Origin of the sequence: Brassicibacter mesophilus (genome assembly GCF_050433385.1) — a bacterium.
Lineage (GTDB): Bacteria > Bacillota > Clostridia > Tissierellales > Proteiniboraceae > Brassicibacter > Brassicibacter mesophilus.
In genome coordinates, this window is sequence record NZ_JBNPXI010000002.1 from 97648 (window position 1) to 112075 (window position 14428).

Sequence of the window (14428 nt, forward strand, 5' to 3'; positions counted from 1 at the left end):
TATGTATACATAAATAGCTGAAATTGATGAAATATATGGAGGAGAGATATGAAGTGAGTCGAAAAGAACAGGCTATATTTACAAATATGTGCATGATATATAGTGATGAGTATATTCTAGTAGAAGACAGACGCAATCCTGATTGGCCAGGAGTTACATTCCCTGGCGGTCATGTTGAAAATGGTGAATCTTTTGTCGAGTCTGTTAAACGTGAGGTTTTTGAGGAAACTGGACTTGTTATTGATAATCCTATTTTATGTGGAATAAAACAATTTCAGACAAAGCAAGGTGAACGGTATGTCGTTTTATTTTTTAAAACTGATCAATATAAGGGAACTTTAAAATCTTCAAAAGAAGGAGATGTATTTTGGATAAAAAAAGAGGAGTTGAAACAATATCAGCTTGCTAATGATTTTTTAGAAATGTTTGTTGTTTTTGAATCTGATAACGTCAGTGAATTCTATTACTACAAAGAACAAAATAATTGGAAGAAAAAACTTCTATAAGTAAATAAAATTTATATAATTGGAAGAAGTGAAATGATAATGATATTTACTATAGGAATAGTTACTATTGGAAAAACTACATTAGCAAAAAACTGTTATCAGAACAGATATTCTCTATTATGATCTGTTAGTAATCAAACTAAGGCACAGCATTATTGTATTGTGACTTAACAATATAACTATGTAAAATAAAGGTTATTTTGACATATTATATACGGATATATAGGATGAAACATTCATCTAGATTATTGATAGATCATTAATACGTAGATAGGGGAGATAAGAATGAATGACAGAAATTTTGAATATAAAATTATTGGTAACGGGAATTCAACACTTATTATTGAGACAGGCATAGGTAATTCATTTTATGATTGGTATCCAATCATTGAAGATATAAAGGATTATTTTACAGTTATTGTTTATCATAGACTAGGATATGGTAAGAGCGATCCTCCAAGACACTCTAGAACTACGAGAAATATTGCCACTGAATTAAATATGCTACTCAGAAAAATTGGAATTAAAGGAAAGTATATTTTAATGGGGCACTCATTCGGTGGCTTGTGTGTGCAGCAATATGTGAAAATGTATCCCAATGAAATTGAAGCTGTAGTTTTATTAGATTCTACTTCATATAATTTAGAGCAATTAGACAATCTTGATACTTCAGTAATAAACTCCAAATGTTCAATAGATAAGATGATTGACTTATGTAAAGGCCTATTGCTGAAGTCAAAAAAAGAGCTTATAAATGGAAATACAGATATAATTTCAAAATATGAGAAGCATATGACAAATGAAGAATTGCAGGATGTTGTCGAATTTTTTGGCAATCCAGAATTTTATAAGACAGTATCTGATGAATTTGCTAATTGGGTACATGATGGAGAAGATATTAAGAGTATGCCTGCATTTCCTAATATTCCACTAAGAGTAATTGCTCGTGATAAGATGTTTGCTGTTAAAAACTGGGTAAAAAATGGGATGCCTGAAGAAGAAGCAATTAAGCACGAAAATAAGTGGCGTGAGTTGCAAGAAGAACTATCATTATTATCAAGTAATAGTAGATTTACGATCGCCTCATATAGTGATCATCTTATATATATAGATAGACCAGATGTAGTAATTGATTGCTTAAAATCATTGATTTAACGAGGCTGTTTAGCCTGTGGGTTATCTAACTCTACATGGTCGCTCATGTTGATAAAGATTAAACTTTGGGCTGACCACCACACATTCCAAAAACTAAGTCAAGTTTAATTAAGTTTTTAAATATCTTTCATGAAAAATGTTTGTATAAAAAAGTAAGTAAAGCGAGGTTAAAGAAATGAGGTACCCATTTGATTGTATAAGTGAATTAATTTTTGTTAAAACAGAAATACAAGTTGCAGATATAATTTTAGTGCCAGGAGGAAGCCATCCGCAATTAATGGAAAAGGCAGTAGAATTATATAAGCAAGGGCTGGCACCATATATATTACCAAGTGGTTCATATAATCCTAAATTACCGGAATATAATTCAGAATGGGAATTTTTAAAATCAATAGGAGTAAAATTAGGTATTCCAGAAGAAAAAATACTAAAAGAAGATCAGGCAAAACATACTTTTGAAAATGCTAGATTTTCATGGAAACTAATAAAAGAAAATAAACTGCCTGTAAAAAAAGCTATCTTGGTTTGCAAAGCATATCATTCAAGACGTGCACTATTAACATATCAATCAGTATTTCCAAATGATATAGAATTTTGTGTTGCGTATGTACCTGACAAAAGAGAAATCAGAAAAGATAATTGGTTTCTAGACGAAGAGAAGACAAAGATTGTTATGAGTGAAGTTGTAAAAATTGGTAAGTACTTTGAACCTTTTATTAAAAAGTTTGAAAAAGAATAGAGCTCATATATAGAGAGATAAGTTTATTTTAAGAATAAGGTAAAGCATAATTTTACTACATATGCTTTGTCAAATAAATATTTATTAGTTGAGGTGTTCAATTGACAATAGAGAAGTATATTAAACAAATGAGAACAAGTATTTCAGATAATAAATCTTATTATGAGTATAAGAAAATAATATTCAAATATATTGAATTTCTTAAAAACATTTTAGTAGAAAATCCTCAGAATATTAAAGCAGTATGCCAGTTAGCTATTATGTACATGGAAGCAAGAGAGCCTGTTGAAAAATCTGTTGAATTAATGGAAGATACATTTAATAAATTTAGTGATGAAATAAACCACGATGAATTAGCTGAACTTCTGAATAATTTAGCATTTTTTTATGCTAAAGAAATGTATAATATTGACAAATCAAAACAATTACTTGTAAAAGCTATAGAAATTAACACAAAAATTCCAAATACATACAATGCTTTAGGAATGATATTTTTAAATGAAAATAATATTATAGATGCACTCAAAATGTTTAGTAATGCAACCTATTTGAGCAAGGATATTAAGTATCAGAACAATTATGCTGTAGCTCTTTATTATGCAGGACAAATAGATAAAGCAATAGAAATTTTTAAGAACATCAGTAAAAAATGGCAAAATAATGAAGTCGCAGCAAAAGCATATTATTCTTATGGTATGAGTAAAAGTTTTCTTGGTGATATTTCTACTGCAATTGAAGTAGCCAACAGTCTTCATTCAAGATTAGATCATAAAGTATATGTTGATGCGTATAAAATTGCTGATTTATATTATATGTGTAATGAATATAAGAAATGCATTGAGTTGTATGATTATGAAAAGCTTTATCCATCTGCTGATTGGCTAAGTATCTATTTTTATTCTTTTCAAGCTCTAAATTTAAAAGAAAGACTAGCCAGAGTCTTCAATGATATTATTATTCAAAAGGAAAGCGATCTAAAAGAAGCATATATTGATAATGATGAGAGTTGGACTGTTGAAGAAAGAAAATCATATATTGAAGACTTGAATAAAGAAATAAAGGATTTTGCTGATTTATATAATTCAATATTGGTCAAGAGATGCAAGCCATGTATAGATTTTAAACCTGAGCTCATATACGGATGTTATTTAGTTGATTGCCCTAGACATAGCAATTGAAAAGTAATACTCTTATTACAGTAAAATATTTTATTCAGTAAAGCTTAAAGGAGGATAACTTAGAGAGTAGTGGCAATAAATTTAAGATATCATTAGCAATTTTATGAGGTTATTCATCAATGCTATAAAGTATCAAACGTTAATGCCCTAATCACACAAATCTAGCAAAGAGGCCCCATATAAGTAAAACGATGGATGTCAAAGTCTGTTTGGAATACAAACTGTAAGAGATAAATTACTATACTAAAGGAGGGTGGAAATATGCAGTAAAAATCGATTATGAAATACACGGAAATTCTGTGCCACATTTGCATGTTCATTTATTTCCAAGATATCTTGATGATGATTTCCCGAGTATTTCTATAGACTACCACAAGACAGAGCCATCACCATATGAAGATGAAGGTGAATTTCAGTGGTTTGTTGAACGGATGAGAAACGAATTATAAATATGAAAAACATTTCCTTAATTTATATTAAATCCACAAGTAACACGTAGACTTCTGTAAAATAGCTAGTACTTTGAGTGAAATAATGCATATTGAGATGGATTAATTCATCTATTCCTAAAGAAGTTGCGCAAAAATTTGAAAATGGTACAAATCTAAATCAATATTAGGAGAGTAAGAATTAAGTGATAATAAATGAAGTTTTAGAAAATATAAGGCTATTACAATGGGAGTTACAACAAATAGATTCATCAATTCAGAATGAAATTATTAGCGTAATTATTGATGGAAGTATTATACGAGGGGATTTCATTGAAGACTCCAGCGATATTGACATGACAATTACAACGTTAAATAAAAACGTTGATTTTCAAATTAAGATATATGTAGAGAATGCTATAAGAAAAATTGAAAGTAGATTACCTAAAAGAGAGTATCCAAGAAAGCCGCTAATTTATGATGTTCAATGGCAAGATATTAATACTGTAAAAGAATGAGGACAAAGACTATTAAGTGAATGGAGTCAAAATAATATTCCATCAGGATATCCCAAGCTATGGCTATATGCTTTTGACAGTACAAAATATCATACTGTAATATATGGAGACGATGTCACATGTTTATATACTAAAATTGCTCCCCAATGTTTTGTTCCTATCCGTATAGAGAGAATATTAAAATCTGTTATAGATATAGGTGATAGGATTACTGACTATGAAGTGAACAACGGAGCGATAACTCAAATAAAAAATGCTTGGGAGGCAGTTCGTTGTATATGTATTGAAAAGGGACTATTTAGTATAAGAAAAAATGATATATTTACGTTTTGTAAGAGTTATTTTGCAAATACAGATGACTTAGATGTAATTGAGGATTTATTTTATTTTTATATAAATAAGCAAAACACTAAACTTCTAGAGGGGAATTTTAGAAAGAAGCTATATGATTTTACTCTCAGTTTCATTCATAAACATCATATGGACGAACAATATTAGGATATATACTTGGGAAGATTTATTTGAAAACAAAACATTAACTCCACACATCATTACAAAAGATAAAACAGTTTATAGCAAGTAGAAGTATTTCACAAATTTGTAGAACATTGTAAACGATATTTAATAGTATTTTGAAGAGGTGATTATATTATGGCAAAAGAATTATCTAAAATGACTAATGAAGAACTTTGGGAACTGTTTCCTATTGTGTTGAGTGAGCACAAAGCTATATGGAAAGAAAACTACCTAAAAGAAAAGGTAATTTTGGAGGGTGTTATTGGGCAAGAGAATATTGTTAGAATTAATCATTATGGAAGTACTTCAGTTCCAAATTTAATTGCAAAACCTACTATTGATATTCTTATTGAGATAAGAGAGGATACTGATATTTCAATGTTAATAACAAATATGGAGTCAAATGAATACATATATAGCAAACAACCTAGTAATCCAGCACCACACATGATGTTTATGAAAGGCTATACTCCTGAAGGATTTAAAGGACAAGTCTTGCATATCCATGTTAGATACAGCGGAGATTGGAGAGAACTATACTTCAGAGATTATCTACTAGCACATAAAGATATAGCCAATGAATATGGAAAATTAAAACTAGAATTGAAGAAGAAGTATGAACACGATAGAGATGGATATACTTATGCAAAAACTGATTTTATCAAGAAGTACACTGAGTTAGCCCTTGAAGAATTTAAGAATAAATATAAACCAAAATTATAAATAATATCTATAGAAACTATTTTGATGTAATAATTATGTCAATTTGATACATCTTTTTTGTAAGTTGTGATTACAAAGGAGGTGTATTTTTATTTTGTAAAATGAATCGAAGATGAGCAATAACAAAATTGTAAACCTAACAACTTTAATAATAGTAGTAAAACTTATTTAAAAGAAGCATCAGAGCTTTAGCAGGAAAATCCCCAAACTAGTACTTGAAGTTATTACATGAGAAGTTGTAAAACAAGCTAATAATGTTACGAGAATGTCAAGATTTACTAGAGTTAAATAGTTTCAACTGAAATACTTGTAATAAGGCAAAATACATTATACACTAATACATAAGAGAGATAATATTTTATATATTACAAAGAGTAAGAGTAGGTGAGACCATGTTTTTTATAGGAATGTTTGGAATAGAGCAGAAGGAAAAGAAAATTAAAGAAGCAGATAGTTTTCTTTGTAAAGAATGTAGCTCAGAAGGAACTGGTCAAATTATGAAATCTTATAATTATTTTCATTTCTTTTTTATTCCTTTATTCAAATGGGATGAGAGATATTACGTCACTTGTGATACCTGCAGTGCTATATTTGAACTGTCAAGGGAAAAGGGAAAGCGTATAGAAAAGGGAAGCAATGAAGGTATCACTTATTGGGACATAAAAGATGCGTATAAAGTAAATCAAAGTAAGATATGTTCTATATGCAGGAATAAAGTTGAAAATGAGTTTACTTACTGTCCACACTGTGGGAATAAGTTAAAATAATCAGTTAGGAGAGATTTTGATGGAGAATAAGAAAATTAGTGAATTTTTAGTTGATGATCGCATTGAAGGATTTTATGTGATTAAGTCTATAGAATACAAAACTGCTTCAAATGGAAACAAATTTATTGATATAACATTGTCTGATGATACGGGGGAAGTAAATGCAAAGCTATGGGATTGTAAAGATGATGATATGATATTTACTCAGAATAACCTAGTAAAGATTAGAGGGGATATTGTTGAGTGGCAGGGCAAGAAGCAAATTCGTATAGCTAAAATGAGGTATGCAAATGAGGAAGATGGCATAAGTATAGAGGACTTAGTCCAATCAGCTCCATATAAGCCAGAAGCAATGTATAACACAGTATTAGATTACATAGATACAATACAAAATGAAGACATAAAAAAGATAGTTAAGCATATCTTATATGAAAATAAGGAAAAAATAATTTATTATCCTGCAGCAAAGCAAAATCATCACGCAATACGCTCTGGACTATTATATCATATACTTAGAATGCTTATGACAGCAGAAAGACTTGTTGAAGTTTATCCTAACGTTAACAGAGATTTGGTTTTTGCAGGGGTAATATTACATGATATAGCAAAGCTAGACGAGATGGATGCAAATGAATTAGGTATAGTTTCAGAATATACAGTTGAAGGACAGCTACTAGGACACATTATCCAAGGGATTAAATCTATTGATAGAACAGCAAAACTGCTAGAAATAGATAATGAAGTATCTATGCTATTGCAGCATATGATTTTATCTCATCATTATAAAGCAGAGTTTGGAAGTCCTAAAAAACCAATGATACCAGAGGCAGAGCTGCTACACTACATAGATATAATAGATGCTAGAATGTATGACATGGAGAAAGCATTGTTTAGTGTTAATAGTAATGAATTTACTGATAAAATATGGTCTCTAGACAATAGAAAACTATATAAAACATCATTGGAGTATCAAACTATAGATGCAAATAAAGACGATATCTTTAATGAACCCAAAAAGATATGCGTACTTGATAAATACGAGATATTTAAGGATAAGTCGTTAATATAATTTAATTGTTGATAATTTCTTATGTTTTAAATGTACCCTTAAGGTAGACTTTTTAAAAGAGTCTACCTTAAAACACTTGTAAGAAGCTATGAAATAAGGGAGAAGATTGAAATGATTAAAAAGTTAAATTTGAATGATACAGAAACAGTGAAAAGAGTATTAGAACTACAAATTGCTTCATATAAAGTGGAAGCCGATATTTTAGGTTTCTATGAAATTCCACCTTTAAAAGATACAATAGATAGTTTAAAAAAGTGTGATGAAATTTTCTATGGATATCATATAAGAGATGCTTTAGCAGGAATAATTTCGTATAAGACTATTAATGATACTTTAGATATACATAGGGTTGCAGTACATCCTAATTTTTTTAGAATAGGTGTTGGGGGAAAACTAGTTGATTATGTAGAAGGAAATGAGAGAGCTATAAATAGAATAATAGTATGTACTGGAAATATGAATATTCCTGCTGTCAGTTTATACTTGAAAAAAGGATATAAAAAGATAAATGATATTGAAGTTAGTAAAGGTATATATTTAACACAGTTTGAAAAAATACTAAATTTTAAGGCAATATAAGGACAAAAATCATTTAGTTAGTTCAGTTTCTATCCAAATCTTCAATATATCTGTCAAGATTATTTTAATTACTTTCAGACGATATTCCTTGTTCGATACTTTGAAAATTCTTTTATCAATAATTTCTTCTAATATGTCACTATCAATAGTATCTACTTCACGACCTAGTAATTTGTGATATTTATCTTCAACATATTTTTCGATTGTAATTTTATCTATGTCATCACCTTCATGCACTAATAGTATTTCGATGTCTTTAAGGATTAGCTTTTTGCTATTTATCGACTGCTCGAGTTTTTTTAATCTTTCATCTCTTTCTTCTATTGCAATGTTAAGCTTTTGTATTTCTTCATAGTACTTGTCAATTCTATAACTAACTAGTGCAATAATAATTGATGACCCGATTATAACCCCAATAATAATGCCTGCTATTATTGAAATAAAAAATTTTATCTTTACAGACTTTATTTTTCCCATAGTGTTCCACTCTTCCACAATAATTTAATAATCAAATAACCAAGATTTGCTCCTATAAGGGCAGATATAATATATGCTACTTGTTTTACTACAGATTTAATTTCTCCTTTCAATATTCCTTGTTCAATAATTTCAAAGGATGAAAAGGTTCCTCCAAGGCTAACAGCTACTGCCCAAACCTTAATTGAACTAGATATATCAATCATGGTTTTAAGCGGAGGGTGATTGTTAATCAAAGCACCGATTCCTGCAAAAAAGCTGGCACCAACTATTACTCCCAATGCAATTAAAAACGTATATATTATATTATTAATAAATAACATATCTATAACCACCTTTGCACTTTTTACTAAAATATGCACACAAAATTAGTTTTATTTCAGTAAATCATACAAAAAGATGTGGTGTGAAAAATTATTAAGAGAGAATTACTCTTAATCTTTATATATTAAAAATGTATCTAAGGTTATTGTATGAAGAGGTTTAGATAAGATAGATAACCTCTGAAGTGCAATTCAAACCGTACTATAAGTAAGCGCGCTTATTAAAATGGATAGTCTATTTTTATATCTATGTGAGATGGTAGAGTGCTAGTAGTTTTATAAGATTACGTTGTAAAACACGATATGGTATTATACAATGAAAATGAGATAAAGCGTATTATAATAATTTTTAGGAGTGAAGAAATGTATTTAACAAAAAGGACACAGAAGTAAGCCTTCTATACTTATTTGAGGTAGATATAATTATATAATATAAAAAAGTATAGGAGGCATTTGATATGAACAATAATGTTTTTGAAACTTGGATGAATGGTTATATTATAAAGGACTATATTACAAATAAAAATATTGAAGTTGGTGATTATACATATTATTCTGGATATTATCATGCTAGACATTTTGAAGACTATTGTGTAAGGTATTTATCTCCAGATAGAGATGATGTCGACAAGCTTAAAATAGGTAAGTTTTGCTCTATAGGTTCAGGAGCCGTATTTATTATGGCAGGAAATCAAGGTCATAGATATGATTGGATTACAAGCTATCCTTTTTATTATTCAACTATTAATGAGAATGCAAAAGATGGATATATACCAGTTGGAGACACTGTGATAGGAAATGATGTATGGATAGGAACCGAAGCAGTTATAATGCCTGGTGTAAAAATAGCGGATGGTGCTGTGATAGGAACAAGAGCACTAGTTACTAAAGACGTAGAACCATACACTATTGTTGGAGGAAACCCAGCTAAGCCCATAAAAAACGTTTTTCACAAGATGAAATTGGAATGTTGCTAGAAATCAAATGGTGGGATTTGCCTATTGAAGAGATCAAAAAAAGCATTCTACTTTTATGTAGTGGTAATGTAAGATTGTTGTATAAAGAATTTTTGAACAAATAGTTATATTTAAGATAATGTAAGGATTAAAAGTCTTTCTTGCTTATGAAAAGAGCAGAAAGGCTTTTTATCAAAGAATATAAATAGGAGACTACTATGTTATTATTACAATAATAATTCATAGTTCATATCTATTTGTTTGCTCAAATATGTATAATATAAGTATAATCTTATTTATATTATTATTGTATTGAGGATAAGATATAGATTAATGTTGCTATTTTAAAGATTGAGGAGGTATAAATTGATTGATTCGAAGAATGTATATCAAAGAAGAGTCGATTATTATGGGCGTTTGTTGGATAGGCTATCTAGAAAAATAAATTCTATTAGCAATCTTAGACTCCTAATTGTAGCTGCTATAATTGTTGCTTTTGTATTTACATATAAGTTAGAAAAAGATGTGATTTCCTGGAGCATATCTTTATTTGGAATTCTAATGTATATTTATCTAGCTAGCAAACATAGAAGGCTTAAGGAAGCATATAAATATATAATTAACCTTAAGCAGGTAAATCATGAGTCAATCATGAGGATAGAAGGAAGATGGACTGAGTTTGATGATAATGGAGATGATTTTAAAGATGAAAATCATAATTTTTCATATGACCTTGACCTTTTTGGACAGGGATCCTTATTTCAATGGATTAACTCAGGAAACACATATATGGGAAGAGCTAAGCTTGCGGATATTCTAATCCATCATATTAGCAATAAAGATGCGATACTTAAAAGACAGCGAGCAATTAGTGAGTTATCAACTAAGAGATGGTGGAGACATAGGCTCCAGGTAGAAGGACGAATGATCGTAGAAAAGAACAGTGATATCGAGGTTTTGATAAACTGGGCAAAAAAGAGAAATCCCCTATATTCAAATTATTGGTTTATTATAACAATTCGATTACTGCCTATTGTTACAGCCACTACTTTTTTGTTAGCCTATGTAGGGAATAGTATCCCCAATACTATTCCAATACTTCTAATTATATTTCAAGTTATACTGCTTTTTATAAACATAAAAAAGCGGAATAAAGAATTTGCTTTAGTGTATAAATACTTCAATAGTATAAAGAGATATAGAAGAATATTAAGACATTTTGAAAAAACGAGCTTTCGTTCTGAATACCTTAGTGAATTAAAGAAAGGACTCAGCAACAATAAAGATTTATCAGCAATGAAACAACTGAAAATACTAGAGACATTAGTTGATAGGATTGGAAACCGAAATAACATGATATTTATCCCAATCAATGTTATTTCACTTTGGGATTATCAATGCTTAATTGACCTAGAACACTGGAAAAGTGAATCTGGATTAATGATTGAAGAATGGTTGCAAAAAATAGGTGAAATTGAAGCATTGTCAAGCTTAGGGACTATAGCATATGATTATCCAGGTTGGGGAGTTCCTGAGATTACTGAGGAGCCCTTGATAATTCAAACTAGAAAAATAGGACATCCTTTACTTACAAATAGACAGGTATGTAATGATATAAACATTCAAGCTCCTTATCGTGTACTATTAATTACTGGGTCAAACATGTCTGGAAAGAGCACATTTTTGAGGACGATTGGAATCAATTTAGTTCTTGCCTATGCAGGAGCACCAGTCTGTGCAAGATACATGAAATGTTCTATTCTCAGTATTCATACGTGCATGAGAATAAGTGATAATCTCGATAAAGGGGTATCCTCTTTCTATGGAGAGTTATTGCGGATTAAAGAAATTATAGAGGCAACTAAGAAGGATGAACAAGTATTTTTCTTACTTGATGAAATATTTAAAGGGACAAATTCCTATGACAGACATATAGGTGCAAAAAAATTAATTAAGCAGTTAGAGCGTAATGGAGCCATAGGACTTGTATCAACTCACGACCTTGAATTAGGAATCTTAGAAAAGGAAAATCAAAAATCCATAAAAAACTACCATTTTCTAGAGTATTATAAGGAGGGGCAAATCTATTTTGATTACAAACTGCGAACAGGTATTTCTACAACAAGGAACGCACTATATCTCATGAAGATGATAGGAATAGAAGAATAATAGTTTAATGAAAGTAGGTTAGTCCTAATTCAAGTTTTTTATTTTAATTCTATTACTAAATAACTATATTTATTTTTACGGGGGGGTATTTGCATGAAAACTGTACAGAAGCCTTGGCTCAAGTTAAAGGAGACCATTGATCATGAGGACTATTACTTAATTAATAAACTTCAAGACCAATGTGTTAATGAAGATCAGACGGCCCTAAAGCTCGAACTTGATTATAAACTGGGAGTGACTTCTGAAAGTAACAAAATATCCAGTATTAAAAACATAAATGAATTTATGTATTTTGACGGGCAACATATTATTGGATATATTGGGATTTGTAGCTTTGGAGGAGGCGGGTCACCCATAGAAGTAAATGGTATGGTGCATCCTCAGTACAGACAACAAGGCGTTTTTAAGACATTGTGGGAACTAGTTGAAGTAGAGTGGAAGCGGAGAAATTCAGGCAGTATGCTTTTATTAAGTGACAGAAAATCAAGCTCAGGACAGAAATTTATCAGAGAAACTGGAGCACAGTACAAACAATCAGAATATGAAATGTATCTAAAAGAAAATAGTCTGGAGCATCTTCAAAGACATTTACATGGAATAACTTTTAGGAAAGCTACAAATGCAGATGCAAGAGAGATTGCTCGACAGAATGATATTTATTTTAATGATGATCTTAATGATTTCAAAAATACTCTGAATGATAATAAACCAGACACCATTCCACCTGAAGCGGAAAAGATCATACCTGATGAAGATGTGATGTTACCAGAAGAGGAAGAAAAGAGAGGGATGACGATCTATCTTGCAGAAAAAGATCAGCGAATCATTGGAAAAGTTCATCTTCAACTAATTTCTGGAATAGGTGGTATCTATGGATTAGGAGTATTACCTGAGTATCGCGGGCAAGGATACGGACGATCAATTCTAATAATGGCTATAGAAAAGCTAAAAGAAGCTAATGCAAGAGAGATTATGCTGCAGGTAGCTGCTAAAAATTCAAAAGCTCTTAATCTTTATAAGTCGTGCGGCTTCATGGAGACTTCAACAATGGATTATTATGAAATTAGAGCGTAGGGTGCTGGAACACTTAGACTTATGGGGTCAAAAGAGAGTATTTCTTTTGACCCTTTTGACATAAAAATCGTGGTTATAAAAATACCGTGAACCATATTTTTTGTTAAATAATGATATTTAAAGATGATACACTTTAGTGAAAAATGCCTTTTTATGAGAGGATAACGAACAGATAATAAATTGCTGTGAATTAAAGGAATTATAGAGAAAATATCAAATATAATTATAAATTACAGTGGATAAATGAAGACAAAATATTGATAGAATATATGGAAATTATATTGTACCAATTTCCGCTCATATTTGTGCTGGTAAAAATAAAAAAAATATATATTTCTAATTTTTATTACAAGAATTAGAATTGTAAAGTTGTCTACCAAAACTTAAGTACCGTTAAAATGGTATTTTGATGTAACTCAAAAACGCCATAACAAATATACGGTTGTGAGTTTATATTAAGAAAGGAGCTATGTTGTTATGCTAGGGTTACCAAAAGGATCAGTAAGACTTGAAGCTTATGATTTTCAATGGATTTCAGCATATGAAAATGAGAAGTCCATTATTCATGACTATATTGGAGATTATATTATCGATATTCAACATGTAGGGAGTACGTCAATTACAGGACTGGTATCTAAGCCGATAATAGATATAGCTGTTGGCGTGGCATCACTTAGCGAAGGTCATAAGTGTGTTGAACCACTTGAACAAGTAGGATACGAATATAAAGGGCATGCTGGAGTCAGTGGCCGGCTTTTCTTTACTAAAGGTGATGAGAATAATAGGACTCATCATATACATATTGAGGAAGTAGGCAGTACCAATTGGTGGAATCACATACTATTTCGTGATTATTTAAGATTTCATGAGAATGAAAGGGATGAATATGCTGAATTAAAAAAGATTCTAGCACAGGAATATGCAAATGATAGAGAAACATATACTGCAAAAAAAGTTGATTTTATTTTAGATATTGTAGAAAGAGCTAAGGTGCAGTTTTTTATCAAAGAAGAGGGAAATGATAACAGCATCTAACTCAATATGTATCATTATTGTATTTTAAATCACAAAGCTCAAGCAGATAGATATTACAATAACTTCAAATTAGAAGATTTTTTATTGAGTAGGAATGAGTTGTCATAAAATTTAGTGAAATATGTATAATTACTAAAAACATAGTTTATTTAAAGAAATTTTATAAAGAGATACTACAGGTTAAAACTGAAAGCAAAGATGATTTTATAAGACTTT

Annotated in this window: 16 protein-coding genes and 1 pseudogene; 15 read left to right on the forward strand and 2 right to left on the reverse strand. The window is 30.1% G+C overall.

What is annotated here, in order from left to right; genetic code table 11:
- Positions 1 to 53 precede the first annotated feature (53 nt).
- From HNR33_RS02940 to HNR33_RS02990, 11 genes are all read left to right on the forward strand, one after another.
- Entirely contained in the window at positions 54 to 506 is a 453-nt protein-coding gene (locus tag HNR33_RS02940) for an 8-oxo-dGTP diphosphatase (RefSeq protein ID WP_429079813.1), read from the forward strand.
- Between the two features lie 285 nt (positions 507 to 791).
- Complete coding sequence (locus tag HNR33_RS02945; RefSeq protein ID WP_429079814.1) at positions 792 to 1661, forward strand: alpha/beta fold hydrolase; 870 nt, start codon at positions 792 to 794, stop codon at positions 1659 to 1661.
- A 175-nt stretch (positions 1662 to 1836) separates the two neighbouring features.
- Positions 1837 to 2400, forward strand: a complete 564-nt coding sequence (locus HNR33_RS02950; protein ID WP_429079817.1) for a YdcF family protein — start codon at positions 1837 to 1839, stop codon at positions 2398 to 2400.
- 101 nt (positions 2401 to 2501) lie between these two features.
- A complete protein-coding gene (locus tag HNR33_RS02955; protein ID WP_429079819.1) occupies positions 2502 to 3578 on the forward strand; it encodes a tetratricopeptide repeat protein in 1077 nt (358 codons plus the stop codon).
- 299 nt (positions 3579 to 3877) lie between these two features.
- Positions 3878 to 4027: a hypothetical protein gene (locus HNR33_RS02960; RefSeq protein WP_429079821.1), complete on the forward strand. Its 150-nt coding sequence runs from the start codon at positions 3878 to 3880 to the stop codon at positions 4025 to 4027.
- 185 nt (positions 4028 to 4212) lie between these two features.
- Positions 4213 to 4524, forward strand: a complete 312-nt coding sequence (locus HNR33_RS02965) for a hypothetical protein (protein WP_429079823.1) — start codon at positions 4213 to 4215, stop codon at positions 4522 to 4524.
- Positions 4525 to 4746: 222 nt separating this feature from the next.
- Complete coding sequence (locus HNR33_RS02970) at positions 4747 to 5022, forward strand: hypothetical protein (protein WP_429079824.1); 276 nt, start codon at positions 4747 to 4749, stop codon at positions 5020 to 5022.
- 153 nt (positions 5023 to 5175) lie between these two features.
- Positions 5176 to 5763 (forward strand): GrpB family protein, encoded by a 588-nt coding sequence (locus HNR33_RS02975; RefSeq protein WP_429079826.1) that lies wholly within the window; start codon positions 5176 to 5178, stop codon positions 5761 to 5763.
- A 392-nt stretch (positions 5764 to 6155) separates the two neighbouring features.
- Positions 6156 to 6530, forward strand: coding sequence for a zinc ribbon domain-containing protein (locus HNR33_RS02980; protein WP_429079827.1), 375 nt, complete (start codon positions 6156 to 6158; stop codon positions 6528 to 6530).
- A gap of 19 nt (positions 6531 to 6549) precedes the next feature.
- Positions 6550 to 7599 (forward strand): 3'-5' exoribonuclease YhaM family protein, encoded by a 1050-nt coding sequence (locus HNR33_RS02985; RefSeq protein ID WP_429079829.1) that lies wholly within the window; start codon positions 6550 to 6552, stop codon positions 7597 to 7599.
- A gap of 111 nt (positions 7600 to 7710) precedes the next feature.
- The gene (locus HNR33_RS02990) at positions 7711 to 8178 is read left to right on the forward strand and encodes a GNAT family N-acetyltransferase (RefSeq protein WP_429079831.1); all 468 of its coding nucleotides are present in this window, start codon (positions 7711 to 7713) and stop codon (positions 8176 to 8178) included.
- Positions 8179 to 8187: 9 nt separating this feature from the next.
- Here the strand turns inward: HNR33_RS02990 and HNR33_RS02995 are convergent, their stop codons facing one another.
- Positions 8188 to 8655 carry a sporulation membrane protein YtrI gene (locus tag HNR33_RS02995; protein ID WP_429079833.1) on the reverse strand — a complete coding sequence of 156 codons (468 nt, stop codon included), beginning with the start codon at positions 8653 to 8655 and terminating at the stop codon, positions 8188 to 8190.
- Positions 8643 to 8978 (reverse strand): YtrH family sporulation protein, encoded by a 336-nt coding sequence (locus HNR33_RS03000; RefSeq protein WP_429079835.1) that lies wholly within the window; start codon positions 8976 to 8978, stop codon positions 8643 to 8645. Before HNR33_RS03000 ends, HNR33_RS02995 begins: the two co-directional genes overlap by 13 nt.
- A gap of 458 nt (positions 8979 to 9436) precedes the next feature.
- Between HNR33_RS03000 and HNR33_RS03005 the strand changes: the two are divergent.
- The 4 genes and pseudogenes from HNR33_RS03005 to HNR33_RS03020 all read left to right on the forward strand — a co-directional run bounded on the left by HNR33_RS03005 (position 9437) and on the right by HNR33_RS03020 (position 14212).
- Positions 9437 to 10059 (forward strand): annotated as a pseudogene (locus HNR33_RS03005) (CatB-related O-acetyltransferase).
- A 241-nt stretch (positions 10060 to 10300) separates the two neighbouring features.
- A complete protein-coding gene (locus tag HNR33_RS03010) occupies positions 10301 to 12103 on the forward strand; it encodes a MutS family DNA mismatch repair protein (protein ID WP_429079837.1) in 1803 nt (600 codons plus the stop codon).
- Between the two features lie 93 nt (positions 12104 to 12196).
- A complete protein-coding gene (locus tag HNR33_RS03015) occupies positions 12197 to 13177 on the forward strand; it encodes a GNAT family N-acetyltransferase (RefSeq protein ID WP_429079840.1) in 981 nt (326 codons plus the stop codon).
- A 477-nt stretch (positions 13178 to 13654) separates the two neighbouring features.
- On the forward strand, positions 13655 to 14212 hold the full coding sequence (locus HNR33_RS03020; RefSeq protein WP_429079843.1) for a GrpB family protein: 558 nt from the start codon (positions 13655 to 13657) through the stop codon (positions 14210 to 14212).
- The last annotated feature ends 216 nt before the right edge of the window (positions 14213 to 14428 follow it).